This window comes from Bradyrhizobium sp. ORS 111 (assembly GCF_045571485.1).
Taxonomy (GTDB): domain Bacteria; phylum Pseudomonadota; class Alphaproteobacteria; order Rhizobiales; family Xanthobacteraceae; genus Bradyrhizobium.
Genome location: NZ_CP120701.1, coordinates 117,343 through 143,691 on the forward strand (window position 1 = coordinate 117,343; position 26,349 = coordinate 143,691).

Consider the following 26,349-nt stretch of genomic DNA (forward strand, 5'->3'; position numbering starts at 1 on the left):
CGCGCGCTGCTACATGCCCATGCCGCCGTCGACCGGCAGACCGATGCCGGTGATGAAGCGCGCATCGCTCGAGCACAGGAAAACGGCGGCGTCCGCGATGTCGCTGACTTCGGCCAGGCGGCCGAGCGGCGTTTGCTCCACCACCGATCCGACCGCGGCATTGATGTCCGGCGCGAGTCCGATTTTCACGATGTCGTTGGCGAGCTGCATCCCCATGTCGGTCGGGATCAGGCCGGGATAGATGCAGTTGACGCGCACGCCGTAGCCGAGCTTGCCGGCTTCCATCGCCGCGACCCGCGTCATGCGATCGACCGCGGATTTGGTGCCGGAATAGACCGCAATGCTCGGGAAGGCGATCGTCGCCGCGACGGACGCGATGTTGACGATCGCACCGCCCTTGCCGGCCAGCCCACCCGGCCGCATCGCGCGGAAGGCGTGCTTCATGCCGAGCACGGTGCCGACGATGTTGACGTCGCACATCCGCCGCGCGTCCTCGGCCTTGATCTCGCTGACCAGCGAGGTGATCTCGATGCCGGCGTTGTTGATCAGGATGTCGTAGCCGCCGAGCGTCGCGATGGTGGCCGCAACAGCCCTCTCCCATTGCGCGTCGTCGGTGACGTCGAGCTGGGCGAAGCCGGTCTTCGCGCCGGCCTTGGCGATCTCGTTGGCGGTCGACCTGCCGGCCTCCTCGAGGATATCAGCGATCATGATCGCCGCCCCGGACTGCGCCAGGGCCTGCGCGATCGCAGCTCCAATTCCCCGGGCGCCGCCGGTGACCAGGGCTGTCCTGCCTTCAAGGCTCTTCCCACTCATGACGTGCTTCTCCCTTGCTGTTGATTGTTGAGTGCTTGCTGCGATCGGCAGCGCATGCCGGCGGACTGGTCACCTTCGCGCGGTGGCAGTCAGATCCGGTGATCGGCGGAGCACAGCTTTGGCTGCTCCGGCGGCGTAAACCCTCCCTGTTCGGCGTCTTGACGACTGTCCAAATTATTTCACCAAACCTCCGCCAGAAACTTGACACTTGTCAAGATGGAATTTGACAAGTGTCCAAGAGCATGGTTGTGAGGGGATGGAGCGACGCTGTCGGCGCGCTATAAGGCGTTGAAGGGACGGAAGAGGAAAGGCAGGAGATGGCGCGGCAGGCAACGGCCCAACGGGTCGCGGTAGCGGCCGAAACGCTGCGTGACGAGAAGTTCAACGCGCGGCGGATCGAGCTTGCGGAAGCCGCGCTGGAAACGCTCGGCGAACTCGGCTTCGCGCGCACCAGCCTGCGCGAGATCGCGCAGAACTCCGCGTTCACGCATGGCGTGTTTCACTACTACTTCAGCGACAAGCTCGACCTGATCTGCTGCTGCGTGCGGCACTACAAGGCAAGGTGCGTGACCCGCTATGACGAGGTCGTCGCGACGGCGAAGACCCGCAAGGAGCTGACGGACGGCTTTCTCGCCAAGCTTGCAGCGACGCTGCGCGAGGACGCCCGCATGCACCGGCTGTGGTACGATCTGCGCTCGCAGGCGATGTTCGAGGCCGCGTTTCGCAAGGACGTGCTCGAGATCGACAAGAGCCTGGAAGCCATGATCTGGCGCGTCGCCTCGCGCTATGCCGAGCTGGACGGCAAGCGGCTGGCGACATCGCCGGCCGCGCTGTATGCGCTGTTCGACGGCCTGTTCCAGAGCGCGCTGCTCAGGCATCTCGCCGACGACGAGACCGCGATCCCCGAATTCCTCGACGAGGTCAGGCGTATCCTGCCGACGATTTGCTGAGACGATTGGAGCGCGCCGGCTCGCAGAAGCGCCGAGGCGATTGCGCCTTGAGAATCGTTACGCCGCGCTCGCGGGCGGCAACGCGAGCACCGAATAGATCGCTTGCGCGTCGCGCGAGGCGCGCAGCTTCTTGGCGACGTCCTGATCGCGCAGCAGGCGGGCGATGCGCGCCAGCGCCTTGAGGTGATCGGCACCGGCGCCTTCGGGCGCCAGCAGAAGAAAGATCAGATCGACCGGCTGACCGTCCATCGCCTCGAAATCGATCGGACGTTCGAGACGGGCGAACAAGCCGAACAGCTTCTCCAGCTTCGGCAGCTTGCCGTGCGGAATGGCGACGCCGTAGCCCACGGCGGTGGTGCCAAGCTTCTCGCGCTGCAGCAGCACCTCGAAGATCGCGCGTTCATTCTGCCCGGTCAGCGCCGAGGCACGCGCCGCGAGTTCCTGCAGCGCCTGCTTCTTGCTGATGACTTTCAAAGCCGGGAGAATCGCCTCGGGTGCGACCAAATCGGTAATCGGCATTGGGACGTTCCGAGGTGAATGAGACCGTCAGGTTGCGAAATAGGCGTTACAGCGGCGGCGTCAAGAAGGTGAGGTGGGATACGGGCTTAGCCCCGGTCCTGGTTGGCAGGGCTTCTACTCCAACGCATCGGCGGTGCCAACACCTGCGGACCCTGTTCCGCCCCCTTATCCCTTGGGGCGGCGGACCATAAGCAGGGCTGGCTTCCGAGGTCAATGCCATCCACCATAATATCTCAGGGTGTAACCGCCGGGGGATCGACCCACCCGACATTGCCGTCCGTGCGGCGGTAAATGACGTTCACCCGCCCGCTGCCACCATGCTGGAATACCAGGCAGGAGGCGCCCGACAGGTCGAGCTCCATGACAGCTTCGCTGACCGACAGCCGCTTCAAGGCAGTGGTTGCTTCCGCAATGATCACGGGGCTGTACTCGGCGACTTCGTCGTCGCTCTCGGGCGCCTCGATGACATAGCTCGGCGCGTCGAGCCCTGCGCCATTCAGTTCGGCAAGCGCGGCGGTGGCGGCATAGGCCTTGCGGGCGGAGCGGTCCTTCAATCGGCTCTTGTAGCGGCGCAGCCGCTTCTCGATCATCAGAAGCGCGGCATCGGCGCTGGCATAAGCGTCGGCGGCGTTGGAGTCGGCTTCAAGCGTAATCCCGGAATCCAGATGCAGCGCGCAATCGGTCCGGAAGCCGAAGCCATCCTTGCTTAGCGTGATGTGACCGGAATAGTTGCCATCAAAGTACTTTCGCAGGACCTCGTCGGTGCGCTCGCTGACGCGCGCGCGAAGCGCTTCGCCGATGCTGATGCTCTTTCCCGAGATTCGAAGGGTCATTTGATGCCTCGATTGCTGGATGCCTCGATCACTCTCTGCCGGAGCATGATGGCTTTCTGGATTTTCCGGTACCTTCCTTTCCGGGTTACGCCTGAAGGGGGAAGATGAGACTAGCGCGATTCGGCGCGAACGCAATTATACTGCAGCCGTAGTATCGCGCGATCGATCGGAGGAGACGGGAGCCGAAAGGGCATTGCCGAGCATGCTCTGTTTGTCGCGGCGGCGCTGGACCGAGGACGGGATCCGCATCGCCTCGCGGTACTTTGCGACGGTGCGGCGGGCAATATCAATGCCGGACGCACGCAAACGTTCCACGATGGTGTCGTCGGACAGGATCGCCGACGGCGCCTCGCCGTCGATCAATTGCTTGATGTGGTGACGCACCGCTTCCGCCGAATGCGCCTCGCCGCCGTCGGCGGACGCGATCGACGCGGTGAAGAAATACTTCAGTTCAAAACTGCCGCGATTGGTCGCCATGTACTTGTTGGCGGTGACGCGCGACACGGTGGATTCATGCATCTGGATCGCGTCGGCGACCGCCTTCAGGTTCAGCGGCCGCAAGTGCGCGACGCCGTATGTGAAGAAGCCGTCCTGCTGGCGGACGATTTCGGTCGCGACCTTCAAGATGGTGCGGGCGCGTTGATCAAGCGCGCGCACCAGCCAGGTGGCGTTTTGCAGGCAATCGGAGAAGTACGACTTGTCGCCGTCCTTGCGGATCGTCTTCGACAGCTCAGCGTAGTAGGTCTGGTTGACCAGCACACGCGGCAGAGTGTCGCTGTTGAGCTCGACATGCCAGCCGCCGTCGGGACCCGGCCGCACATAGACATCGGGCACCATGGTCTGCGCCCGCGACGTGCCGAACTTCAACCCCGGCTTCGGATCGAGCCTGCGGATCTCCGCGATCATGTCGGTGATGTCTTCGTCGTCGACGCCGCAGAGTTTCCGCAAGGCGGCGATGTCGCGTTTGGCGAGCAGGTCGAGATGCTCGACCAGCGCCTGCATCGCGGGATCGTAGCGGTTCAGCTCGCGCAACTGGATCGCCAGGCACTCGCTCAAGTTCCGCGCGCACACGCCCGGCGGATCGAACGTCTGCAGCGTTGCGACGATCTCGTCGACCGCGGCTTGCGAGGTGCCCAGTCGCTCGGCGGCCTGGCCGAGATCGGCCGGCAGGTAACCGGCCTCGTCGACCAAGTCGATCAGGTACTGTCCGATCATGCGCTGCGCCGGCGCGGCGAAAGCCACCGCGAGCTGCTCGGCGAGGTGATCGGCCAGCGTCACCTCGGCGGCCACGAAGGCTTCAAGATTATATTCGTCGTCGCTGGAGGCGCCGCCGCCCCACTCGGTATAGACCGACGGCGGCGCGTCCTGCGCGGCACGCGCGGCCGCTTCCGCCGGCTCCTCGGAGAATACGTTGTCGAGACCGGTGTCCAGCGTCTGCTCGATCTCGGCGCGGGTGCCAAGATCGCGGTTCAGCCATTCCTCCTGGCCGGGCTCGAAAGCGCCAGTGGAGCCCACGGCCATGTCGGCTGGGTCACTGCCATCATCGCCATCACTGCCGGAACCGTCGACGTCGCCATAGTCCGGCCGCTCGATCGCCGCCTCGCCCGCCACCGGCGGCTCGGGACCATCGCTCGCCCGCTCGAGCAACGGATTGCGTTCCAGCTCCTCCTCGACGAAGGCCGACAGATCCAGGTTCGACAATTGCAGCAGCTTGATCGCCTGCATCAACTGCGGCGTCATGACCAGCGACTGCGACTGGCGGAACTCTAGTCTTTGGGTCAGTGCCATGGAGGCAAGAACAATCCAGAAAAGTTGGCTCGATTCTTGCTTATCTTAGACCGCTCAGGATGTACACGGCTTGACGCATTGGAATTTTGGAGTAAGCGCCGCCGGCGGGTGGGGACGCCGCGATCTTGCGTCCGGCCGGCATCAAATTCCCTAAGCAGCGCATGACCTTAACACCAAATCGCTGCGCCGTCTGGCGGATCACAAGCTAAAGGCGGAATTCCTCGCCAAGGTAAAGCCGCCGTACATCGGGATCATTAACGATGTCTTCCGGGCTGCCTTCGGTCAGGATTTCGCCGGCATAGACGATGTAGGCGCGGTCGGTGAGGCCGAGCGTCTCGCGGACGTTGTGGTCGGTGATGAGAACACCGATGCCGCGATTGGTGAGATGGCGCACGAGATCCTGGATGTCGCCGACCGCGATCGGGTCGATGCCGGCGAACGGCTCGTCGAGCAGCATGTAATTGGGGCGCGTCGCCAGCGCCCGGGCGATTTCGACGCGGCGGCGCTCGCCGCCGGACAGCGCGATCGACGGGCTTTTCCGCAGGCGGGTGATGTTGAACTCGTCGAGCAGCGAATCCAGCTCGTGCTCGCGTTTCTTGCGCGACGGCTCGACCACCTCGAGCACCGCGCGGATGTTCTGCTCGACGGAGAGGCCGCGGAAGATCGAGGCTTCCTGCGGCAGATAGCCGATGCCGAGACGGGCACGCTGATACATCGGCAGCCGGGTGACGTCGTGGCCATCGAGCTCGATTGCGCCGCGATCGGCCTTGATCAGGCCGGTGATCATGTAGAACACCGTGGTCTTGCCGGCGCCGTTCGGCCCCAGCAACCCGACCGCCTCGCCGCGACGGACATAGATGCTGACGCCGCGCACGACCTGCCGGCTGCCGAAGCTCTTTTCCACGCTGTGCACAGCCAGATAGCCCGGCCGCTTGATCAGTTGCGGCGCACCGGCGGCGCCATTGCCCCGCGCAGGTCTGGCGCGCGGGGCCGCGGGTGCCGGCTGCGGTTGGGGCCGCGGCAGCTCCACGCCAGGCACCTGGGCGGCCCGCGCCATCGGCGGCGCGTCACGCACCGGGCTTGCCAGCATGTCGCCGAATGAATCGCCGAGCGCCGTGATGTCGTCGTGCGAACGCGCGAATCCGCTGCTGCGCTTCGCAGGGCGCCGTCGGAACATGCCGAGAAAATCCACCATCCCCGCTTCGCTTCGGCCTCTTAGGGTGATCGCACGACTTCGCCGCAGATCAGTCGATTTGCACGCGAACCCAAGCATGGTCCGGACAACTGGGCACCGGCTTCCGGACGGTCCATGCTCAAACAACACGGCAAAGCGCGACGATCGCGCCTTGAATGATTGGATGCCCCGCGCCGAGCCAACATCACCATCCCCCTCAAGCGCATGTCCAGGCCGGGCCGCTCCAGTAGATACAATCTCGCCCCGCGGGCTTCAACCTCAGGGGTCGAGAATATTATTTAACTTATTGATTTTACTTGGGCTTGCCTGGAAGGAGCTGGAGCGGCGACGGCGGCGCCGCGCCGGGTGCGACCGGCGTCCCGCACTTGCCGTTCTGCCCGCCCTGCGACTGGATGAACAGGCCCTGCACCTTGCCGTTGTCGGATTCCACCCGCGAGACGCCCGTGGTCATGTCGACCAGCAGGCGATCGCCGCGCAGCACGTTCTGGCACTGGGTCAGCACCACCTGGCCGCCACCGCCGAGCATGGTGATCAGATTGGTCTTGGTGTCGAAGATCGCGGTCTCGCCGGTGACCACCTGATCTTTCTGGGTCACGACGACGTTGCCCCGCGCCTCCAGCCGCTTGATCGACGAGGCGCCGCCGGGACCGGGGGTCGCCGACTGCATCGGTGCGGCAGAGCCTTTCGCGCCCTTGGCGCTGCCACTGGCCGGCGGCTGCGATTGACCCGAGCTCGATTCGTAGAACACGACCAGCGTCTTCGAGGTCATGGTGGTGTCGCCCTGGACCACCTTCACGTTGCCGGCGAAGGTCGCTTCCTTCTTCTTGTCGCGCATTTCGAGCGAGGCGGCTTCGATCTGGATCGGCTGATCGCGGTTCTGCGAGAAGCCCTGCATGGCGTTTGGAACGCCGCTCATCGAGCCTTGCGCGCTCACAGGGCCCGCTGTGAAGAGCGAGAGCGCAAACGCCGCGATTGCTGTGCCGCGCGGAAAAAATCTCATCATCAATGTCATTTCGGGTTGGCGGATCTGCGTGCCTTTGACGGCGGCGGCGGAGGTGGAGCGGGTTCAGCGGGCTGACTCGCGGCATTGTTGTCGCGGAGCTTGTCGAGGTGCATCACAACGTTGCCCTCGAACCGCACGACTTCGCCGTTGTTGTAGATCCGCAGCTTGTCGGAGGTCAGCGTTCCGTCGAGCAGCTTGACGTCGACATGCTCGTCCGACGTCACGGTGCCCTTGTTCATGTCGACGAACGCCTGCGTCAGCCTCGCTTCATAGCCCGTCGACGATTGCAGGAAGATATCCTTGCGCAGGTCGAGGAGCTGCTGCTTGTTGTCGAAGAAACCGGTGCGCGCATCCATGGTCACCGTCGATTGGTCCTGCATCGCCACCTTGGCGCGGATCGTCTTCAGTTCGACGTGATCGGGATCGGTGACGTCCTGGATCGCGGCCTTGGCCCACATTTCGTAGGGCCGCCCATCGGTCGAGAAGCCCGACAGATGCGGCGATTCCATCGTGATCTTGGTCCCGGACACGACGAGATTATCCATCTCGAGGGGAACATTGGGCATCAGGGCCCGGAACGGATTGACGATCGAGACGAATATGATCGCGGCCATCGCGACCACCACCGCCGCGGGCACGGCGATGCGCAGGATCCGCACCATGCGGCTGTGCCGCGCGGCCGCGGCGAAGCGCGCCTCGAGGCTGGCACCATAGGCTGGATTCTGAACCGAACTCACCACTGCTCCAGAGGCGCGAAATTGCCGTCCATTCTACCCGCGGCCGCGCAAATATGCAGCCCGGACCTCGCATCGCGCCCCCCGAAAGAGACCTCGCGCGAACAGTTTGGCCGAAACGGGGCGGAACTGCCCGTCCTCGGGCGAAATCGTCGCCGTTCACGAATGAGCGAAGATGTCCTCGGCCTCCCAGCCGTCAAGGTCGAGCCTGGCGCGGGAGGGGAGGAATTCGAAGCAGGCCTTGGCGAGATCGGCCCGGCCTTCGCGCGCCAGCATGGCATCGAGCTTGTCGCGCAGCGCATGCAGGTGCAGCACGTCGGAAGCCGCGTAGGCGAGCTGCGCCTCGCTCAGGGTCGGCGCGCCCCAGTCGCTCGACTGCTGCTGCTTCGACAGATCGACGTTCAGCACTTCGCGCACGAGATCCTTTAGGCCATGACGATCGGTGTAGGTGCGGGTCAGGCGCGAAGCGATCTTGGTGCAGTAAACCGGCTTCGGCATCACGCCAAAGGTGTTGTAGAGCACCGCGACGTCGAACCGGGCAAAATGGAAAATCTTGGTGATGGCGGGATTGGCGAGCAGCGCCTTCAGGTTCGGCGAATCTGTATGCCCCTTCGGAATCTGGATCACGTCGGCGGTGCCGTCGCCGTTCGACATCTGCACCACGCAGAGCCGGTCGCGATGCGGATGCAGCCCCATGGTCTCGGTATCGATCGCCACCGAATCGGTGTAGCGGGACAGATCAGGCAGATCGCCGCGATGCAGGCGGATGGTCATGCTGTCAAAAACCTCGTCGAATCGCTCTCGGACCAAGCTACCGCTCAATGCTCCGACAGGCGAGCATCCGTCGGACTGTGGGCGATATCCCGAGAGACGCCTAAAGAAACGGCGGAATCCCGGCTCGATCCGGGCGCCAGCACCGAGAAACCTTGATTTTGCTGGTACAATTGGGCGAACGATGTACCGCCATTGCGTGGCGGAGACAATGGGCCAGCCGACTAAGCGGGCCGTGGCGGATTATTGCCAGCTCACGCGAAGTCCGAGCCGGCCGGTGATGTCCTCGCGATGGGTGCTGTCCACCGACGAGGTGTAGCCGGCGCTCGCATAGGCGCTGACCGCCTGACTGATCTGCGCCGCGATGCCCCCGCCGACCTCGACCGCGGTGCCGCGGCTTTGCACGCCGATCAGGTCGGTGGCGGCGAACGCAATGGACCGGTCGTTCGACGCGGTGTGCCAGAGATTGACCTCGAGATAGGGGCGCACCACGGCCGCGCCGACCGTGTAGGCCGCTGGAATGCGCAGGCCGACGCGTCCGGTTATCGTATCGGCGGCGCCGAGCGCCACGCTGGAGAACGCATCGTTGAATGTATCAAACGACTGGCGTTGCCAGATCAGTTGCGCTTGCGGTTCGACCGCGACGAAGCGGTTCAGCGGAATCGGCACGCCGGTCTCCAGCGATGCGACGACGCCGGTCCCCGACACCCGCGCGCCGACCTGACGATCCGATTGCGGACTTGCGCCGTAGAAGCTGCCCATTGACACTGCGTCGATGTACCAGCCGGCGGGACCGATATGGGTCCAGTAGCCGCCGATGTTATGGCTATCGAGCGACAGATTGCCGGTGCGGATGTCATTCAAGCCGAGCGCGAAGCCGTTGACGGTGCCGTTGGCCCAGCCATAGGCATAGAAGAAGCCGGCGCGGTCGCGATGCTCGGGCGCGGACTGGAAGCGCAGGATGTCGATGCCGACCTGCACACCCGCCATGGTGCCGTCGAAGGAGGGGCTGACGGTGCCCCCCAGCTCTGGGAGCTGTGTCCGCCGTAAGCGCGCGCCCAGGCGGCCGGCTGCTCGCCATTGGCCGTCAGCAGCGCCTGGTCGCCCTGGCGTTCGTGGAATGTGCCGAGCGTGGCGAGCCCGAGCTTTTGCGCCACCTGCGGCACCGCCGAGTAGACCGACGCTTCCGGCCGGAAGAGCTGGACCGGCTCGGCGCCGGCCGGTGGCGGCGTCAGCATCGACAGATCGGTGGCGGGCAGGGCCGCAGGCGGCGGCGCCACGGCGGACGACGGCGGTGGTGTGGGAGCCGGTGCGGCAGGCGGAGCCGGCGAAGCGCTGCCCGGTAGCAGCTCCGAGCGCAGATACCAATTGTCGGCGGTGCCGGCCGAGACACCACCGCGGAACAGGAGATACTCGTGCGCGCCCGCAACCACCGCATTGGAGAGCCCGAACGCGCCCGCCGACGTGGTGCCGCCGTTGACGGCCTGCACGAGCAGGATGCCGTCGGCGCTGGTCTGCGCGCCGCCGCCGCCGGCATTGATCACGGTCACCGCGGTGGAGCCCGAGGCGTTGCCGCCGGAAATCACCAGCCGATCCGACGGCGAGCCGTCGCTGCCGAGCACGCTGTGCAAAATGAGGCCACCGCCATTGCCGACATAGTTGCCGGCGATGGTCAGGCTGTTCGTCGCCACCGCGCCGCCATTGGTGAGATTGATGACGCCGGCATTGGTGACGGTGATCGGCGGGCCGCCCGGGAACGGCGTGATCGACGGGTTCGCGCCGTTGCCGGCCAGCAGGCTGGTGCCGGCCGCGATCGCGACGTTGCCGGTCAGCGAGGTCTGCAGCGTCAGCGTGCCGCTGTTGATGAAGGTGTTGGCGAAGGTGCCGGTGCCGGCCCAGGTCCAGTCGCTGCCTTCCATCGTCAGCGTCTGAAAGCGCGTGAACGCATTGTTGACCGTGCCGCTGCCCTGCAGGCGCACCTGGTTGTTGCCGCCGCCGCCATCGGCGAGGCCGACGATCTGCGAGCCGGTTTGCAGAATGAACGTCACGTTGCCGGTGCCGCCCGCGAGCGCCCGGCCGCTGTTGCCGGCGATCAGGCCGGCATTGACGATAGTGGTGGCGCCATTCAGCGTGCGGATCGCGGGACCCGCCTGGCTGATGATCTGGCCGCCCGGCAGGTTCTGGATGGTCGCGGTGAACGATGATCCCGCGGTGTTGGAGAACACGCCGTCGGCATTGACGCCGCGCGCCTCGATGGTGCCGCTGTTGCGCAGCACGCCCGCGTTGCCTTGCATGAAGACGGTGTTGTTGGCGGTGCCGCCGGCATCACCGCCGGTCGTAAGCAGCGTTCCCGTATTGGTGATGGTCGCAAATTGTCCGGCGGAGAAGATCGCACGCGCGCCCGCACCCGCGGTGGTGATGGTGCCGCTATTGGTGAAGGTGTTGCTATCGCCGGTCTGGACAAAGAGGCCGTGCGACTGCGGGCCCTGGGTGGTGATCGTCCCGGTGTTGATCAGCGTGTTGTTGTTGTGTTGCGTCAAGCCGATGATGGCAAGCCCGCGCGAGGTGCCGTTCAGCGTCGTGATCGTGCCGTTGTTGACGAGCGTGTTGCCGTTGCTGCTGGCGGCAATCGCATTGCTGCCGGCACCCGTGGTCGTGATCACGCCCGACGTGCCGTTGGTGAAGATATTGCCGTCGCCACTGCCGAAGATTCCGGTGCCGCCGCCGCTGATGGTCAGGGTGCCGTTGTTGGTGGCGGTGCTGCCCGCGACAAGACCGATGGCAGTCGCACCGCTGCCCGGCGTGATGCCCGCACCCTGCAACACATTCACGGTGACATTTGAGCTGCCGGCGACCGCCTGCACGCCGGCCGGCGCGGGATTTGGCGCCGACGTGCCGCAGGTGACGGTCTGACCGCTGGTCGGGGCGAGATTATCGCACGCAGCGAATGTCGGCGAAGCGAACAGGAGACAGCCACTGCTCAGAGCAGTGCACGACAGGGCTGCCGCCAGGCGCGATGGAACCATGCCCCCCTCCAACATCACTTGGCGCGACACCGCAGTGAAGACTGTCTTGGCGCCGCTTGCTATCCGCCCGCTCTTCGTCGCCGGCAGGCTCGTCCCGTTCAACTTTGAGGCAATTCGCAGCGATTTGTTGCGCGATCGCCACAGATGGAACCATTAGATGTACGATTGTGATTCACATCCTTTGCGTGCATACGCCTATGGAACCGCGAAGTACACCGCCTCGACGTTGCATATGCGATTGATTGCAATCTGACGTACCGCAACGATTCGCCGCGTGCCATATTTTCCCGATCACTTGGGACTGATTCGCCGCGGCCGGCAGGCCTCAACAATTTTGCAACGGGTTCCCGATTTCAGCGAAACGTGCGCCGTCCGACCGGTGAAATTGTGCCGGCCCCATCCTATCTGTTGCCGGCTTCCTGCCCGCTCTCCTTCGAATGAAATGAGTGCCATGACCGAACAGACCCTGGCAGCGCCGATCGACGACCCGAAGGAGCGCGGCTTCTCGCGCTACCAGTCGCTCCTGATCGCGCTGCTCGCGTTCACGCAATTCACCATCATCCTCGATTTCATCATCATGTCGCCGCTCGGCGCCATCCTGATGCCTTCGCTCAACATCACCGCCGGGCAATTCGGCGTGGCGGTTTCGGCCTATGCATTCAGCGCCGGCATCTCCGGCATCCTCGCCGCCGGCTTTGCCGATCGCTTCGACCGCAAGCGCCTGCTGTTGTTCTTCTATGTCGGCTTCACGCTCGGCACCGCGCTCTGCGCCTTGGCGCAGGATTTCCACGTGCTACTGCTCGGCCGGATCGTGACCGGATTGTTCGGCGGCGTGATCGGCTCCGTGGTGCTCGCCATCATCACCGACCTGTTTCCGCTGCAGCAGCGCGGCCGCGTGATGGGGTTCGTGCAGACCGCGTTCGCCGCAAGCCAGGTGCTCGGCATTCCCGCCGGCCTGTTCCTCGCCAACCACTGGAATTGGCACGTCGCCTTCTTGGCGATTGTCGGCTTGTCGATCGCGGCGATCGCCGTCATCGCGCTCGCGATGCAGCCGGTCGATCAACATCTGCAGCTCAAGCATGACACCAACCCGTTCAAACACCTGATCGCGACTGTCGGCGAGCCGCGCTACACGCTCGCCTTCGCGGTGACGACGCTGCTGGCGACCGGCGGCTTCATGCTGATGCCGTTCGGCAGCGCCTACACCGTGCACAATCTCGGCATCGACATCGTCCACCTTCCGACGATCTATCTCGTCTCCGGTCTGTTCAGCATCATCATGGGGCCGCTGGTCGGCCGTGCCAGCGACACCTTCGGCAAATATCCGACCTTCGTGTTCGGCAGCGTGGTGTCGGTCATCATGGTGCTGATCTACACCCATCTCGGCCAGGTCTCGCTGCTGACTGCGATCATCGTCAACGTGCTGATGTTCGTCGGCATCTTCTCGCGCATGATCCCCTCGCAGGCGCTGATGTCGGCGATCCCCGATGCGAACCAGCGCGGCTCGTTCAGCGCGATCAGCGCCTCCGTGCAGCAGCTCTCGGGCGGGCTCGGCTCGGTCCTGGCGGCGGCGATCATCGCCGAGAATCCGGACGGCTCGCTGCTGCACTTCGAGCGGATCGGATACGTCGTCGTGACGACCTCGTTCCTCTCGCTGATCGCAATGTATTTCGTGCAGAAGGCGGTCGCGAAGCGGAGCGGCAGGCACATGGTCTGAGGGCGGGCCACTTTCGCACGAGACCCAGTCAAAGGAGGCTTATCCATGCCGCTCGTCACCATCTCCCTCTTGAAGGGCAAGTCGAAGGACCACATCCGCGCCATCGCCGATGGCGTCCACCAGGCGCTGACCGACACCTACAACGTGCCGCCGGGCGATCGCTTCCAGTTCATCCGCCAGTATGAACCGGAGGAGTTCATCTACGATCCCGACTATCTCGGCGTCCACCGCACCGACGACGTGGTGTTCATCCACATCGTCGCCGGCAACTGGCGCGACACCGCGACCAAGAAGGCGCTCTACAAGGCAATCGCCGACCGCCTCGTCGAGAAGCCGGGCCTGCGGCGCGAGGACGTGCAGGTGGTCCTGTCGCCCAATGCCCGCGACGAGTGGTCGTTCGGCAACGGGCTCGCCTCCTACCTGCAGGACACCGATCCGGCGTGAGGCGCGCACTGGCCGATAATCGTGGCAATGTGGGGGCATGAGAGTATACGGTGGCAGTCTGCGGTGCGTCGACCCCGCCGACTGATCGACCGGCTTTGTCGCGGATGTCCGGTCTGAGTGGGAGACTGCAGCCCGGTGCTGAAGCTCATTTCGTTACTAGATGACGGGTCGGCGCTACTGAGCTTTGCGGCGCCGCATCAGAAATGGAAAACGTCAGCGAGTGATCGTGCGTCGCGTCTGCACGAGTGCGACTAGGCTTGTGTCGGAAAATCCTTCGCGAAGGCGGCTTCGGTGTTCGGCCTGCGTTTCACGGGCAGAAGGATCGTTGCTGGGCTGCTAACGCAGCCCCGCACCATCACCGAGATTCGATCGGCTTGCGATACACGTCCTTGGTAGCGATCTTACCGTCCTCAAACGTGTAACGCTCGATTCCGCTCTGCTCTCGGTGCTCACCGGTCAGGCGCACTGTCTCGCTGACGCGAAAGGTCATGAAGGAAACGTCATGGAGATGATGATAGACGATGTCATGGAAGCGACTTATCGAATAAGAGACTTTGTTCTCTTCGAGATGCTTGAGGATGGCTTCGCGCCCAGTAAGCACGACTTCCGGCGAAATGCCGTCATGATATCGCCAGACGAATTCGGGAGAGACGACTTCATAAAGAGCGTCCATGTCACGCTTGAACAGTGCGCGGGCAAAACCTTTAAACAACGTATCGCGCTCAGCGGGTGTAGGATGCATCGACAGCAGCTCATTTTGGTTTGAATGCGCGCAAACAATAATCCGCAAGGTCGCCCGTGGCGAAACAAGTTTTTGAATGAGGCCGGTCGCTAACGGGTGAAGCGGAAGTGGAGGGGTGGATAGGACCGGCGGGACAGGTCGCGCTCGACCTCAATCAGATCTGGCCGATGTCTTCAAAAGTTCCCAGGCTGCGATTGCGCCGCTGCGTGTCGCAACTTAAGATGTAAGCGTTTGGCGGCCGCTGGGCTGCGTTCTTCCATGGTTGGGAGCACTCAATGCGAATACCTTCCTGCGCACCTGTCGAAAGAACAAGACGCGCTAGTATTGCGTGCGCAACGATCGCAATCGGACTGCTCGCTACAGTTGCTGCTTCAGAGGCGCAACAGGCTGCTACGCCCAGCACTGCCAAGCGACCCAACATCGTGTTCATGCTGGCCGATAACCTTGGCTATGGGGACATCGGAGTGTACGGGGGTGGGGCAATCCGCGGTGCGCCGACCCCACGCATCGACACGTTGGCAAGTGAAGGCTTGCAGCTCACAAATTTCAACGTCGAACCGGAATGTACGCCGTCGCGCTCGGCATTTTTCACGGGACGTCTGCCGATACGTAGTGGCACCTCGAAAGTTGCCATCGGTGGGCGGCCGGAAGGATTGGCACCGTGGGAGTATACGCTCGCCGAACTCCTCAGAGACGCAGGCTACCAATCCGCCCACTACGGCAAGTGGCATTTGGGTGATCGGCAGGGCCGCTTCCCCACTGACCAAGGTTTCGACGAGTGGTGGGGATTCGCTCACAGCAGCGACGCTTCACTCAAGGACGTCCAGCCCGGCTGGTCGGCAGACGTGGTCCCGCTCGATCCGATCTATGAAGGCCACCAAGGCGGCCCGTCCACAAAGGTCGGGGACTACACGTATGCCATGCGACCGATCATGGACGAGATCATCACGAACAAGGCCGCCGGGTACATCAGGGCGCATGCGAAGGATCAGAAACCGTTCTTCCTTTATGTGCCGTTTTCTAACTCCCATTCCCCTCCGATTCCCAATCCAAAGTTTGCGGACGGCCGCCACACCAACTATCAGAACGTTTTACGGGAGATGGACGCAAATACTGGACAAATTCTCGATGCGATCAAGAACGCCGGCATTGAGAACGACACCATAGTCGTTTGGACCAGCGATAATGGACCCGAGTCCTTACAGGGGCCGGGCATCATCTATGGTGCACAAGGTGACAGCGGGCCATTTCGCTCTGAGTTCCCAAGCGCATGGGAGGGTGGGATACGCACGCCGTGTATCATCCGTTGGCCCGGTCATATCCAAGCGGGCCGCAAGAGCAACGAGATCGTCGCTATGTTGGACTTCTACCGCACCTTCGCGGGTATCGTCGGTGCAAGTCAGCTCGTGCCGACTGATCGTGCCATCGACAGCATTGACCAATCCAACTTCCTGCTGGGAAAGCAGGAAAAATCAAATCGGGATTCCATCCTGTATTTTCATGGTGATGATCTTTTGGCCGTCAAGTGGCGTAACTTCAAGGTGCACTTAACGGTTCGAGTGCCAGCGGAAGGAGCCGTCCGCCAGGCGGGTCAGGGCGTTACCACCGCTTATAGCCTGAAGGTCAACTACCCATGGATCTTCAACATCGAAGACGACCCTAAGGAACTCTGGAACATCAACACAAGCAGTGCGTGGGTCGCCGCTGCGGCGGCTAGGCCACTGCTTGAATACAAAGCCAGCATTAAGCAATACCCGAACATCATGCCGGGGGGCGATGGACCGGACGAGCCCGATCTCACGCCTGACAACACACCTAGTGCGATCACAACGCCGCGAGGATGAAGTGGTTATCCGCACATGGCCCTTCTGAGCCATGCCGCCTGCCTCTGACCATGTCCGTTCATCGGGCTAGACTGGAAGCTACCGACCGATGGCTGCCGCTGGACCACGCAGCACGATGCCTGTCGAAACCGCGCCCGCACGGCCTTTCAGCGCCTCACAAACAGGCCGAGCCCGTTGCCGTTGAGATAGTCGATGGTCAATTCGCGCGCCGGCTCATCGCCGGCCCGTTTGAATGCGATCGACGACAGCGAACCATCGGGCTGGTTCTCGCTGGAAGGGTTGACCGAAAACCGGTCACCGTCCCAGTGCGTCGGCGCGTACGGCCTGCCCAACAGGCCGATCTTCAGCTCCAGATGGCCACTCACCTCGACGATCTCGGCGTCGCCGAAGTAAGGATTGGCATAGGTCCCGACATAGGATGAAAGCTTTGCCGCCGGCGCTGGCGTGGCGGGCGGCGACTTGCCGACGAGATCGCCCGTCGGCGCCGTGAGCCCCGCCATCGCCGCGCTGTAGGCGGCAAACCAGTCCCGCGTGACGCTCCCGAACTGGACAATATCCATGAAAGAGGCGCCGAGCGCCTCCGCTGCACCGCCGGGCGTTGCGTTGGTGAGCACGACAATCCCGACACCGGCCGAGGGGATCATCGCGTAATGGGTCCCCGCACCCAACGCGAAGGCCCCGGAATGACTGATCATCGTCCGGCCCGCCGGCGTGATTCCAACGCCGAATCCGTATCCGTACAAGCTGGGCCTTGCGTCGGCCGAGGACGAGTGGATCGAAATGACCTCGGCCGTCACGGCCGGAAGCAGCGCATCGGCTGGAATGATCTGCCGACCTTCGAATTTGCCGCTTTGCAGAACCAACACCAACCATCGCGCGACATCGTTTGCCGACGAACTGACGCCGCCTGCCGGCGACTGCGGGTCGGGCATACGTTGATATTTCGGCTGGAAGTCGTCGCCGACCCTCACATGTCCAACAGCACGATTGGACCGCTTTTCGAAATCGGCAAAACGCGAGCTGGTCGCAGTCATGCCGAGCGGCTTGTAAAGGACGTCCTCGGAAAGGGTCTCCCAGTCCTTGCCTGACGCGACGGCGACCGCCTCCGCCGCCGCCGTCAGGCCGAAATTTGTGTAGGCATAGGTATCTCGGAAGCCGTGGAGCGGCAGTAGCCGCAGGCGCTCCAGCACGGTTCGCCTGTCATAGCCGAGGTCTTCCAGGTCGTCGCCGGCGTGCTCCGGCAAGCCCGAGCGATGGCTGAACATATCGGCGATGGTGACATGCTGCGTAACCCAGGGGTCCATCACCTTGAACCAGGGCAAGTGCGTTACGATGGGCGTATCCCACGCGACCACGCCCGCGCCGACCTGATGAGCCACGACACTGGCCGCGAGGGATTTCGAAAGCGACGCGAGCTGAAACACGGTGTCTGCGTCAACAGGCTGGCTCTCGCCGATTTTCCGGACGCCAAAGCCCTTCGCATAGACCGTCTTGCCGTCCCGCACCACCGCGACCGCCATGCCCGGGATGCGGCTCCGCTTCATGATGTCGTTGGAGAGCGCGTCGAGGCTGGCGATAGCCTTGCCGATCTGGCCGTCGGATATCGGTACGCCGGCGGTCTGCGGCGGTGACGTGTCGGCAAGGACCGGCATCGGCGCGCTGGCCCAGACCAGACACAAGGCAACCAGCTTGGCGGGCATGATCCTCGTGATCGGGCGAAATGCTGCAACCGATTCCAGCAGGGACATGATGCGGCGGCACTCCGCTGTTGTAACGCCCAATTCAATGATCGGCGGTGACGACCGTCACCCAATCGCTCCAGTGTAGTCGATCTCGCTAACAAACCTATAATTGCTGACCGGACAGGCGCGACCCTACCGGATGCGGGCGGGTGTCCTCGCGCGGACGCTGAAACTTAAGGAAACGGGAAGTCGGTTTTCCCTCGGAGGTGGGCCATCCGATAGGTCATCGCGCGCCCAATCCCGGTTCTGAGACGGGCCGGCGGCCCGATCACGTAAGACCGAGCGATTTCAATCGCTTGAAAAGGGAGTGGTGCCCAGGAAAGGATGGTCGGTGCGCGGGCCTTGTCATTGAAGCAATGACGGTTTTTTCCGCCCGCTTCAAGGAAGTTACACAGCAGTGTGAACTACCAATCGCCCGAAGGCCCCCGCTAAGTCGGACGGGTAGTGCCCTCGGGCGTGGTGTGATAGGGTAGGCCCATAGACCCGGAAACTCTCCGCTGCACCCCCTCGGCAAAGGAACTGCTTGCGGCTGTTGCCTAGTACGGGTCTCGACGGTGGGGAGAACCACACGCCGGGGCCTTTGGCACGGGGTGACCCCCGGCCAATCTGAAAATCATGTGCCCTCAGTATCTCCTTCGCGCATCACGGGGGGCGCCCCTGGGATCGATTGTGCGGCTTGAAATGGGATGGGAGCCTGAGGGAAGCCAACCCCTTGGAATGGGACAAGTTGCGGAGGAACAACCGCAGCCGGAGCGAAGGTTTTGTCGCCTAGCTCCAAGGCTCGCGCAACGAGCGCGTTAAATTTGTCCTCGCGCAGTCCAGGTGTCCTGTCTTCGTGATGCTGCGCGATGACCCTGTAGGGATTCCATAGCAGGGCGTAGCTGGCCGGCCCCGAAGGCCCGCTCTTAAGATCGATGAACTTCAACGCGGCAAGCGTATCGAGCTTTTGGCGCCAAGTCCGCTCGGCGCGTTGCGTTGAGAAACCCGCGTGGAACGCCATTTCTCGTGGCTTAGCAAGAGTTACGAAGCCCTCGTCGTAGACCCTAGTCCAGAGGTCCAGGTAGGTTGAAGACACCGGGCTGCCTTTGGACATGTCGTCCATGATCGACATGATGAGAGGCATAGTGCTCGGGATGGTGCTGAAGCCGTCGTTCGAGTGGCGCGACCAGAGAAGGTTAGTGTCCAGGTCTGGCCACAAGCGCCCCCGGAGCTGCAGTTGCCGCTCTTGAATTTTCTTCAGCGGCCTGAAGTTGGGCAAGCGCGCCATTCGTGGTACCTTCTCTGGTCTGAACCGGCGCAGTTGCGCGACTGGCTCGATTCGGTTGGAACCTCGCAATAATGACATGAAACCGGGAATTGTCGAGGGATAGTACGAGGTATTTCGACCTAGCGGCAGGTCGGCTCATCAGTTTATCGCGCGATAATGGAAGGAATCGTTGCGCGGGCTGATGGAGCAATTTCGGCGGATTGCTACTTTGATATTTGCGGTATTCCAAATAGTTAGCTTGCTGTTGCTATACTGCGATACTGCTATGCTGCAATGCTCGGATGCTACGCCGCCGGACTCGGACAAAAACTGGGTGCGCGACTCCGGACTGACGGCAGATTTTGGGCACAAATCTGAGGCGTGACCTCACGGATGGCAGTACGCGGCTTCCCCCGTACCCCGGGATCGGAGCCGGGGAAAAACCCCGAGCGGCAGTGGAAACCGTTAAGAAATAGCTCTATATCTTGACTCCGAGAGAATCAGTTTCGGCGCTGGCCGCGAATCGTTGGGGGCCCTGTACGTCTCGAAGCCTTAAGTTCCACTTGGGGTATTTACGTAGGGGCTACGGGGTCCCCTTCTTCTTCCTCTTACTATTCGGAATCAGAATTCGTTCTTTTGGAACGAAGAGCCAGTGGCGGTAAGGGTGATCCCACGCCGCAGTGGCTGTCGGTCGCGCGGTCGAAACGCCAATGTTGAAGTTAGGGTAGATGGCTCGGACGCGTGCATTGATATGGTTGTAAACGTGCTCTTTTGCCCTGGTCCTTTTGCCGCGCTTGCGGGGCCCGATTTTTTCTTTGTGCATGTCGTTCAGGCGAAACCACATCGCACCCGTGACAATGTCGAGACACTGAAGAATGACGTGCTCATGCGACCGCACGTCAGTCACATTCTCAGGCCGTATCGATATTCTGCGGTGCTTGAAATTGGGGTTCTTTTCGAGAGCAACGAGGTAAGACCTAAACTGCGCAGCCTTTTCGGCCGTGTCCGGCAATTGATCGGGATAAATTCTTAGATCAACACCGGTCGTCACGGGCGAGCAGTGCAAACCGAAGGCGTGCTTCAGAAACTGATAGTACAGGATGAAATACTTTTCATCGACGTGCCGGCGCGACAGGTTTTTCGGCACATTGACGTTCTGAGTAAACATCACGCGGACCTTGATCCTACCCGCCGCCACCAGATCAAAGAACGTGTCGAGAAGATCGATGTATTTTTGCGCGTAGTTCTGAGTAATCTTTGTCCACTTGACCTCGCCATGGAGGTTGAGCGCGAGCTTCCTCGCTTCGAGAGCTTCGCGAACAGGCTGAAGGTCCTGAGATGTGACCAACGCTCCGCCGTAGAAGTTTGAGAAGTAACGGCCCCCTTCCTCGGACTCGTCGCAATAGATGATGTATTCAAGCGCCATGGTTTCAGGTTGGGACCGCAAGTGCAGCGTCCGGCTGCGCGGACGCTTTTACCGAGTAAGAACGGCCTGAGCCCGCTCGCTGGGCGTTACAAAGACGAAGCTATCTCCGAGTCGGATCGCAAGCGTCCTGCCAACAATCTGCGGCCTGACATCGAGCGGAATCCGCTGAACGAATAGCGGAAAGCGAGACCCGTCCCAGCGCATAGGACGAACAACCCTGAACAGCAATGTTACGCCCCATTTTGTTACCCAGTCGGGGCCAACGCAACACTCTGGCTAGGCTTATCTATCTGGAAATACTTAATATCCAGAGATGGGGTGGTGCCCAGGAAAGGACTCGAACCTTCACGGCCGTGAAGCCACTGGCACCTGAAGCCAGCGCGTCTACCAATTCCGCCACCTGGGCACGTGGAGCGGCTTAGTAAGGATCGGTTGCGCGCTTGTCAAATTGCCAAATGCAAAATCAAATACTCTGTACAGGGTGGGCTCGATAGCGTATCGCCAAACGGCTAAATACCCCTAATAACTCTCGAATCCGGCAGGAACTGACCTCATGGCATCGAACCTCGACACGCTCGTCACTGTCTTCGGCGGATCGGGTTTTCTGGGGCGGAACGTGGTCCGGGCACTGTGCAAGCGCGACTATCGCGTCCGAGTCGCTGTGCGCCGGCCCGAGCTTGCCGGCCATTTGCAGCCGCTCGGCCGGGTCGGCCAGATTCACGCGGTTCAGACCAATGTGCGCTACCCCGCCTCGGTCGAGACGGCGATGCGTGATTCGCATGTCGCCATCAATCTTGTGGGCATCCTGGCCCAGGGCGGCGGGCAGAGCTTCGACGCCGTGCAGACCAAGGGAGCCGAGACGATTGCCAAGGCGGCGGCCGCCAGTGGCGCCCGGATGGTCCATGTCTCGGCGATCGGCGCCGACGAGAATTCGGTCTCCGGCTATTATCGTTCCAAGGCCGCCGGCGAGCAGGCGGTGCTGGCGGCGGCTCCCGCCGCCACCATCATCCGGCCGTCGCTGATGTTCGGCCCCGAGGATCAGTTCACCAACCGCTTCGCGGCGCTGGCACGGCTGTCGCCGGCGCTGCCGCTGGTCGGCGGCGGCGTCAACAAGCTGCAGCCGGCCTATGTCGCCGATGTCGCGCGTGCCGTGGCCGACGCCGTGGACGGCAAGACCAAGGCTGGTGCGACCTACGAGCTCGGCGGGCCGGAAGTGCTGACCATGCGCGAGGTGATGGAGATCATCCTTAAAATCACCGAGCGTGACCGCATGCTGGCGCCACTGCCCTTCGGCCTCGCCAGGCTGATGTCGGTATTCCTGCAGTTCGCCCCCGGCGCGCTCAAGCTGACGCCGGACCAGGTCGCGATGCTGCGCTCCGACAACGTGGTGTCGGACGCCGCGACCACAGCCGGCCTGACCTTCGCCGGCCTCGGCATCAGACCGGACTCGATCGAAGGCGTCGCCCCGCAATATCTCTGGCGCTTCCGCGCCACCGGGCAATTCCAGAAGAAGAACGCTTAAGCGGCGCATCCACGAAAGCACTCCGCCCCCTCTCCCGCTTGCGGGGGAGGGCTGGGGTGGGGGTGTTGCCACGAGCGATGACCATCGTGTGGAGAGAGCCCCCACCCGTATTGCATCTTCGATGCAATACGACCTCCCCCGCAAGCGGGAGAGGTGAAGACTCGGCGTATCGTCGAAAGACTTGACTTACCGACCCATCGCCAGCGCGATCAGGCCGAGCGTGCCGACGATCACGCGCCACCATGCGAAGAACGTGAAGCCGTGACGGGTGACGTAGTTGAGGAACGTCTTCACCACGATCATCGCGGTGATGAAGGACACCACGAAACCGATTGCGATGATGCCGAGACCGTCCGTCGTGAAGTCGGCGCGGTTCTTGTAGAAATCATAGGCGAACGCGCCGACCATGGTCGGGATCGCGAGGAAGAACGAGAACTCCGCCGACGACCTCTTGTCGGCGCCGAGCAACATCGCCGCCACGATGCTGGCACCCGAGCGCGACACGCCCGGGATCATCGCCATGCACTGCGCAACGCCGATCCAGAAATACATCAGCAGCGGGAATTTGGTCGCGTCGTCTTCATAGACCTTGAGATCGAGCTGATCGACCCACAGCAGGATGGCGCCACCGACGATCAGCGAGAAGCAGACCACCCACGGATTGAACAGGAATTCCTTGATATATTTGCCTGCAATCAAGCCGATCACGACCGCCGGCAAGAACGCCACCAGCACGCCGATGACGAAGCGCCGGTCCTCGGAATTGGTGAACATGCCGAGCGCGATGCGCCACAATTTGACGAAATAAAGGGCGACAATCGCCAGAATCGCACCGAGCTGAATCAGGATCGCGAAGCTCTTCCAGAAGTCGCCTTCGCCGAGATTGAAGAAGCGCTCAGCAAGCAGCAGGTGACCCGTCGAAGAAACCGGCAGGAACTCCGTGACGCCCTCGACAATGCCGAGAATCACCGCCCGCAGCGTATCCGTCATCATGATGTGGCCTGCCCTTGTCTGGAAGAACCGCGTTCTTCTCGCCTATTCACCCCTATGCTGCAATCGCAAAAAAACGGCAAAGAGTTGTTGCCTGACGGATTTGCTGAGCTATAGCGTTTTTGTGACCCGCCCCCTCCGCGGGGATGGCTACCGGCTCGCGTGATGACACGACATAGAGATGATCGAGACTGGTTCGGCCAAGCCCCTTAAGTCCAGGTCACACAGGTTGATGGTTTCTTAAGCGCCGCGACACTACCAGGGACTGCATGTACACGCTGTATCACCATCCGTTCTGTCCGCACTCGCGCTTCATCCGCCTCGTGCTCGGCGAGTACGGCCTCGACCTGCGCCTCGTGGAGGAGCGGGTGTGGGAGCGGCGCGAAGCATTCCTTGCGCTCAATCCGGCGGCGACCACGCCGGTGCTGATCGCCGAGGGCTTTCCGCCGGTTCCGGGCGCTGCGATCATCGCCGAATATGTCGACGAGGCGCACGGCCTCAAGGCGGGCGAACGGCGGCTGTTGCCGACATCGACGGCCGAGCGTGTCGAGGTGCGCCGGCTGATGGCGTGGTTCAACGAGAAGTTCTTCGAGGAGGCTTCCAACCCGCTGGTGACCGAGCGCATCTACAAGCGGTTCATGAGCGAGGACAATGGCGGCGGTCCGCCGGCCCCCGACATCATGCGCGCGGCCAAGGTCAATGTACGTTATCATCTGAGCTATATCGGCTGGCTCGCCAAGACGCGGAACTATCTCGCCGGCGACCGGCTGACTTACGCGGATCTCGCCGCCGCGGCGCATCTTTCGGCGATCGACTATCTGGGCGACGTGCCATGGAGCGAGGACGACGCGGCAAAGTCGTGGTACGCGCGGGTGAAATCCCGCCCGTCGTTCCGCCCGCTGCTCAGCGAATGGCTGGCGGGGGTGCCGGCGTCGCGCACCTATGTGGACCTCGACTTCTGAACCCGGCGATCAGGCTTTCTCCTGATGATCTGAAGGCGGCGCTGACGCGCGAGGCGCGTGCGCTCGGCTTCGATGGCATCGGCATCACCGGTCCCGACGCGATCGCAGCGGCCGGCAAGCATTTCCTCGCATTCCTCGAAGATGGCGGCCATGGCGACATGGACTGGCTTGCCGCCAACCCTGCGCGCCGCACCGATCCGCGCGGGCTGTGGCCCGGCGTGCGCTCGATCATCATGCTCGGCGTCAACTATGGACCCGACGAGGACCCGCTGAGGATTCTCGAGCGCCCCAACCGCGGCGCGATCTCGGTCTATGCGCAGGGCGACGACTATCACGACGTGATCAAGAAGCGCCTGAAGACGCTGGCGCGATGGCTCGCCGCCGAGACCGGCGACGAGGTGAAAGTATTTATCGATACTGCTGCCGTGATGGAGAAGCCGCTGGCGCAGGCCGCCGGGATCGGCTGGCAGGGCAAGCACACCAATCTCGTCTCGCGCGAATTCGGCTCGTGGCTGTTTCTGGGCGCGATCTATTCCGCCACCGAGCTGCCGCGCGATGAGCCCGACACCGATCATTGCGGCAGTTGCCGAGCCTGCCAGGACATCTGTCCGACCGCGGCTTTTCCCGCGCCCTACAAGCTCGATGCGCGGCGCTGCATCTCGTATCTGACCATCGAGAACAAGGGGCCGATCCCGCACGAATTCCGCAAGAGCATCGGCAACCGCATCTATGGCTGCGACGATTGCCTTGCCGCGTGTCCGTGGAACAAATTCGCGCAAGCAGGCCGCGAACAGAAGCTCGCCGCGCGCGACGCGCTCCGTGCGGCAAGGCTTGCCGATCTCGCCCGGCTCGACGACGCCGCCTTCCGCGCGCTGTTTGCGAAATCGCCGGTCAAGCGCATCGGCCGTAACAGCTTCATTCGCAATGTGCTGATCGCGATCGGCAATTCCGGCGAGGCTGCGCTGGCCGAGGAGGCGAGACGACTGCTCGACGATGCAAGCCCGCTGGTACGCGGCGCGGCAGTGTGGGCGTTGTCGCAACTGATCGCGCGGGACGAGTTCGCGGCGCTGGCATCGCGTGCCGGCGGCGAGCCCGACGTCGCCGTGCAGCAGGAGTGGCGTGCGGCTCGCGCTGCCTCTTGATTTCATCGCGCCGTTCCCGTCATGGTCGCGCGCCATGACAAACCAGCCCTTCTTCACCAGGCACGGTGCCGGCTTCATGCCGACATCAGTTGCGAACGGACCGTGGAGTCCGGAATCCCTGCACGGCCGCGTCGTGATCGGCCTGCTCGCTTTCGTCATCGAAGAGCGCCACAGCTCCGATGATTTCGTGCCAGCGCGGTTGACCGTCGACATGTTCCGGCTGCCCAACATCACGACGCCGATCGAGGTGACGACAAGGCTGGTGCGCGACGGCCTGCGCATCAAGGTGATCGAGGCCGAATTTGTCTCCGGCGGCACCAGCATGGCGCGTGCTTCCTGCCAGTTGTTGCGCCGAACCGAAAATGCGCCCGGCAATGTCTGGTCGCCGCCGAACTGGGAGGTGCCGGCACCGTCGGACATTCCGAAGCCGACCGATCCGAGGCTCGGCATGAACGGCAAATGGGAAACCCGCCCGATCGCAGGCCATATGGGTTCGCTCGGTGCGCGCCGGCTGTGGATGAGCGAGGTGCGCGAACTGGTCGAGGGCGTGCCGATGACGCCGTTCGTCCATGTCGCGACGGGTGCGGATTTCGCCAGCCCGTTCGCCAATGCCGGCGACCAGGGGCTCGGCTACATCAACAGCGACGTCACGATCTATCTGCACCGCCTGCCAGCGACGCGATGGATCGGATTCGAGGTGGTGAACCATCACGCCACCGACGGCGTCGCGATCGGCGAATGCTGGCTCTACGATGAGAAAGGACCGATCGGCACCTCCACGGTCGCGGCACTGGCGCAGCGCCGGCCGATGACCAATCCGCCGCCGCCGTAAGGCCCTCTGCCGTCATTGCGAGCCAACTGGTCGCGCGAACGCGCGCCCGATGACAGGCTCCGCGAAGCAATCCATCTCTCCACGTGCCGAAGCATGGATTGCTTCGTC

23 protein-coding genes and 1 tRNA gene are annotated in these 26,349 nt (G+C 62.9%); 8 read left to right on the top strand and 16 right to left on the bottom strand.

Annotated features, from left to right (window positions below; translation table 11 throughout):
- Positions 1–9: 9 nt before the first annotated feature.
- Positions 10–813 carry an SDR family NAD(P)-dependent oxidoreductase gene (locus P6U30_RS00520; RefSeq protein WP_407167645.1) on the bottom strand — a complete coding sequence of 268 codons (804 nt, stop codon included), beginning with the start codon at positions 811–813 and terminating at the stop codon, positions 10–12.
- 317 nt (positions 814–1,130) lie between these two features.
- On the opposite strand from P6U30_RS00520, the gene P6U30_RS00525 reads away from it, so the two are divergent.
- Positions 1,131–1,763, top strand: a complete 633-nt coding sequence (locus P6U30_RS00525; protein ID WP_407167646.1) for a TetR/AcrR family transcriptional regulator — start codon at positions 1,131–1,133, stop codon at positions 1,761–1,763.
- Between the two features lie 57 nt (positions 1,764–1,820).
- Here the strand turns inward: P6U30_RS00525 and ptsN are convergent, their stop codons facing one another.
- From ptsN to P6U30_RS00570, 9 genes are all read right to left on the bottom strand, one after another.
- Positions 1,821–2,282, bottom strand: a complete 462-nt coding sequence (gene ptsN, locus P6U30_RS00530) for a PTS IIA-like nitrogen regulatory protein PtsN (protein ID WP_066514759.1) — start codon at positions 2,280–2,282, stop codon at positions 1,821–1,823.
- Between the two features lie 233 nt (positions 2,283–2,515).
- Positions 2,516–3,115: a ribosome hibernation-promoting factor, HPF/YfiA family gene (hpf, locus tag P6U30_RS00535; RefSeq protein ID WP_407167647.1), complete on the bottom strand. Its 600-nt coding sequence runs from the start codon at positions 3,113–3,115 to the stop codon at positions 2,516–2,518.
- Between the two features lie 135 nt (positions 3,116–3,250).
- A complete protein-coding gene (gene rpoN / locus P6U30_RS00540) occupies positions 3,251–4,903 on the bottom strand; it encodes an RNA polymerase factor sigma-54 (RefSeq protein WP_407167648.1) in 1,653 nt (550 codons plus the stop codon).
- Positions 4,904–5,108: 205 nt separating this feature from the next.
- Positions 5,109–6,098 (bottom strand): LPS export ABC transporter ATP-binding protein, encoded by a 990-nt coding sequence (gene lptB / locus P6U30_RS00545; RefSeq protein WP_407167649.1) that lies wholly within the window; start codon positions 6,096–6,098, stop codon positions 5,109–5,111.
- A 292-nt stretch (positions 6,099–6,390) separates the two neighbouring features.
- Positions 6,391–7,110 carry an LptA/OstA family protein gene (locus P6U30_RS00550; protein ID WP_407167650.1) on the bottom strand — a complete coding sequence of 240 codons (720 nt, stop codon included), beginning with the start codon at positions 7,108–7,110 and terminating at the stop codon, positions 6,391–6,393.
- The gene (lptC, locus tag P6U30_RS00555) at positions 7,107–7,838 is read right to left on the bottom strand and encodes an LPS export ABC transporter periplasmic protein LptC (RefSeq protein WP_407167651.1); all 732 of its coding nucleotides are present in this window, start codon (positions 7,836–7,838) and stop codon (positions 7,107–7,109) included. Before lptC ends, P6U30_RS00550 begins: the two co-directional genes overlap by 4 nt.
- A gap of 156 nt (positions 7,839–7,994) precedes the next feature.
- Positions 7,995–8,609 carry a ribonuclease H-like domain-containing protein gene (locus P6U30_RS00560; RefSeq protein ID WP_407167652.1) on the bottom strand — a complete coding sequence of 205 codons (615 nt, stop codon included), beginning with the start codon at positions 8,607–8,609 and terminating at the stop codon, positions 7,995–7,997.
- A gap of 240 nt (positions 8,610–8,849) precedes the next feature.
- Positions 8,850–9,575, bottom strand: a complete 726-nt coding sequence (locus tag P6U30_RS00565; RefSeq protein ID WP_407170645.1) for an autotransporter domain-containing protein — start codon at positions 9,573–9,575, stop codon at positions 8,850–8,852.
- Positions 9,467–11,632 (bottom strand): hypothetical protein, encoded by a 2,166-nt coding sequence (locus P6U30_RS00570; RefSeq protein WP_407167653.1) that lies wholly within the window; start codon positions 11,630–11,632, stop codon positions 9,467–9,469. The genes P6U30_RS00565 and P6U30_RS00570 overlap by 109 nt, the downstream gene beginning before the upstream one ends.
- Before the next feature lie 451 nt (positions 11,633–12,083).
- On the opposite strand from P6U30_RS00570, the gene P6U30_RS00575 reads away from it, so the two are divergent.
- Together P6U30_RS00575 and P6U30_RS00580 are read left to right on the top strand one after the other, a co-directional pair.
- Positions 12,084–13,349 carry an MFS transporter gene (locus P6U30_RS00575; protein WP_407167654.1) on the top strand — a complete coding sequence of 422 codons (1,266 nt, stop codon included), beginning with the start codon at positions 12,084–12,086 and terminating at the stop codon, positions 13,347–13,349.
- Between the two features lie 45 nt (positions 13,350–13,394).
- Positions 13,395–13,793, top strand: a complete 399-nt coding sequence (locus P6U30_RS00580; protein ID WP_407167655.1) for a tautomerase family protein — start codon at positions 13,395–13,397, stop codon at positions 13,791–13,793.
- Positions 13,794–14,148: 355 nt separating this feature from the next.
- Here P6U30_RS00580 and P6U30_RS00585 read toward each other — a convergent pair whose 3' ends face one another.
- Positions 14,149–14,583 carry a nuclear transport factor 2 family protein gene (locus P6U30_RS00585; RefSeq protein ID WP_407167656.1) on the bottom strand — a complete coding sequence of 145 codons (435 nt, stop codon included), beginning with the start codon at positions 14,581–14,583 and terminating at the stop codon, positions 14,149–14,151.
- 380 nt (positions 14,584–14,963) lie between these two features.
- On the opposite strand from P6U30_RS00585, the gene P6U30_RS00590 reads away from it, so the two are divergent.
- Entirely contained in the window at positions 14,964–16,379 is a 1,416-nt protein-coding gene (locus tag P6U30_RS00590; RefSeq protein ID WP_407170646.1) for an arylsulfatase, read from the top strand.
- A 146-nt stretch (positions 16,380–16,525) separates the two neighbouring features.
- Here the strand turns inward: P6U30_RS00590 and P6U30_RS00595 are convergent, their stop codons facing one another.
- From P6U30_RS00595 to P6U30_RS00610, 4 genes are all read right to left on the bottom strand, one after another.
- Positions 16,526–17,899, bottom strand: a complete 1,374-nt coding sequence (locus P6U30_RS00595) for a serine hydrolase (RefSeq protein WP_407167657.1) — start codon at positions 17,897–17,899, stop codon at positions 16,526–16,528.
- Positions 17,900–18,734: 835 nt separating this feature from the next.
- The gene (locus tag P6U30_RS00600; RefSeq protein ID WP_407167658.1) at positions 18,735–19,388 is read right to left on the bottom strand and encodes a hypothetical protein; all 654 of its coding nucleotides are present in this window, start codon (positions 19,386–19,388) and stop codon (positions 18,735–18,737) included.
- A 562-nt stretch (positions 19,389–19,950) separates the two neighbouring features.
- Positions 19,951–20,793, bottom strand: a complete 843-nt coding sequence (locus P6U30_RS00605) for a DUF3800 domain-containing protein (protein ID WP_407167659.1) — start codon at positions 20,791–20,793, stop codon at positions 19,951–19,953.
- 319 nt (positions 20,794–21,112) lie between these two features.
- Positions 21,113–21,199, bottom strand: a tRNA-Leu gene (locus P6U30_RS00610).
- A 147-nt stretch (positions 21,200–21,346) separates the two neighbouring features.
- Between P6U30_RS00610 and P6U30_RS00615 the strand changes: the two genes are divergently transcribed.
- On the top strand, positions 21,347–22,315 hold the full coding sequence (locus P6U30_RS00615) for a complex I NDUFA9 subunit family protein (protein WP_407167660.1): 969 nt from the start codon (positions 21,347–21,349) through the stop codon (positions 22,313–22,315).
- A gap of 186 nt (positions 22,316–22,501) precedes the next feature.
- Here P6U30_RS00615 and P6U30_RS00620 read toward each other — a convergent pair whose 3' ends face one another.
- On the bottom strand, positions 22,502–23,308 hold the full coding sequence (locus tag P6U30_RS00620; RefSeq protein ID WP_407167661.1) for an undecaprenyl-diphosphate phosphatase: 807 nt from the start codon (positions 23,306–23,308) through the stop codon (positions 22,502–22,504).
- A 266-nt stretch (positions 23,309–23,574) separates the two neighbouring features.
- On the opposite strand from P6U30_RS00620, the gene P6U30_RS00625 reads away from it, so the two are divergent.
- From P6U30_RS00625 to P6U30_RS00635, 3 genes are read left to right on the top strand one after another with little or no spacing between them, the layout of a single operon-like run.
- Positions 23,575–24,267 carry a glutathione S-transferase family protein gene (locus tag P6U30_RS00625; protein ID WP_407149513.1) on the top strand — a complete coding sequence of 231 codons (693 nt, stop codon included), beginning with the start codon at positions 23,575–23,577 and terminating at the stop codon, positions 24,265–24,267.
- Complete coding sequence (gene queG, locus P6U30_RS00630) at positions 24,216–25,409, top strand: tRNA epoxyqueuosine(34) reductase QueG (protein ID WP_407167662.1); 1,194 nt, start codon at positions 24,216–24,218, stop codon at positions 25,407–25,409. The genes P6U30_RS00625 and queG overlap by 52 nt, the downstream gene beginning before the upstream one ends.
- A 34-nt stretch (positions 25,410–25,443) precedes the next feature.
- Complete coding sequence (locus P6U30_RS00635; protein WP_407167663.1) at positions 25,444–26,241, top strand: acyl-CoA thioesterase domain-containing protein; 798 nt, start codon at positions 25,444–25,446, stop codon at positions 26,239–26,241.
- Positions 26,242–26,349 lie beyond the last annotated feature (108 nt).

Coding starts and splice junctions, on each gene's coding strand:
- hpf (WP_407167647.1), bottom strand. CDS start 3,115: ATGACCCTTCGAATCTCGGGAAAGAGCATCAGCATCGGCGAAGCGCTT.
- P6U30_RS00595 (WP_407167657.1), bottom strand. CDS start 17,899: ATGGCGGTCGCGGTGGTGCGGGACGGCAAGACGGTCTATGCGAAGGGC.
- P6U30_RS00575 (WP_407167654.1), top strand. CDS start 12,084: ATGACCGAACAGACCCTGGCAGCGCCGATCGACGACCCGAAGGAGCGC.
- P6U30_RS00625 (WP_407149513.1), top strand. CDS start 23,575: ATGTACACGCTGTATCACCATCCGTTCTGTCCGCACTCGCGCTTCATC.
- P6U30_RS00605 (WP_407167659.1), bottom strand. CDS start 20,793: ATGGCGCTTGAATACATCATCTATTGCGACGAGTCCGAGGAAGGGGGC.
- P6U30_RS00600 (WP_407167658.1), bottom strand. CDS start 19,388: ATGGCGCGCTTGCCCAACTTCAGGCCGCTGAAGAAAATTCAAGAGCGG.
- P6U30_RS00525 (WP_407167646.1), top strand. CDS start 1,131: ATGGCGCGGCAGGCAACGGCCCAACGGGTCGCGGTAGCGGCCGAAACG.
- P6U30_RS00615 (WP_407167660.1), top strand. CDS start 21,347: ATGGCATCGAACCTCGACACGCTCGTCACTGTCTTCGGCGGATCGGGT.
- P6U30_RS00550 (WP_407167650.1), bottom strand. CDS start 7,110: ATGACATTGATGATGAGATTTTTTCCGCGCGGCACAGCAATCGCGGCG.
- P6U30_RS00635 (WP_407167663.1), top strand. CDS start 25,444: ATGACAAACCAGCCCTTCTTCACCAGGCACGGTGCCGGCTTCATGCCG.
- P6U30_RS00520 (WP_407167645.1), bottom strand. CDS start 813: ATGAGTGGGAAGAGCCTTGAAGGCAGGACAGCCCTGGTCACCGGCGGC.
- P6U30_RS00580 (WP_407167655.1), top strand. CDS start 13,395: ATGCCGCTCGTCACCATCTCCCTCTTGAAGGGCAAGTCGAAGGACCAC.
- rpoN (WP_407167648.1), bottom strand. CDS start 4,903: ATGGCACTGACCCAAAGACTAGAGTTCCGCCAGTCGCAGTCGCTGGTC.
- ptsN (WP_066514759.1), bottom strand. CDS start 2,282: ATGCCGATTACCGATTTGGTCGCACCCGAGGCGATTCTCCCGGCTTTG.
- P6U30_RS00570 (WP_407167653.1), bottom strand. CDS start 11,632: ATGGTTCCATCGCGCCTGGCGGCAGCCCTGTCGTGCACTGCTCTGAGC.
- queG (WP_407167662.1), top strand. CDS start 24,216: ATGGCTGGCGGGGGTGCCGGCGTCGCGCACCTATGTGGACCTCGACTT.
- P6U30_RS00590 (WP_407170646.1), top strand. CDS start 14,964: ATGCTGGCCGATAACCTTGGCTATGGGGACATCGGAGTGTACGGGGGT.
- P6U30_RS00560 (WP_407167652.1), bottom strand. CDS start 8,609: ATGACCATCCGCCTGCATCGCGGCGATCTGCCTGATCTGTCCCGCTAC.
- lptB (WP_407167649.1), bottom strand. CDS start 6,098: ATGGTGGATTTTCTCGGCATGTTCCGACGGCGCCCTGCGAAGCGCAGC.
- P6U30_RS00620 (WP_407167661.1), bottom strand. CDS start 23,308: ATGATGACGGATACGCTGCGGGCGGTGATTCTCGGCATTGTCGAGGGC.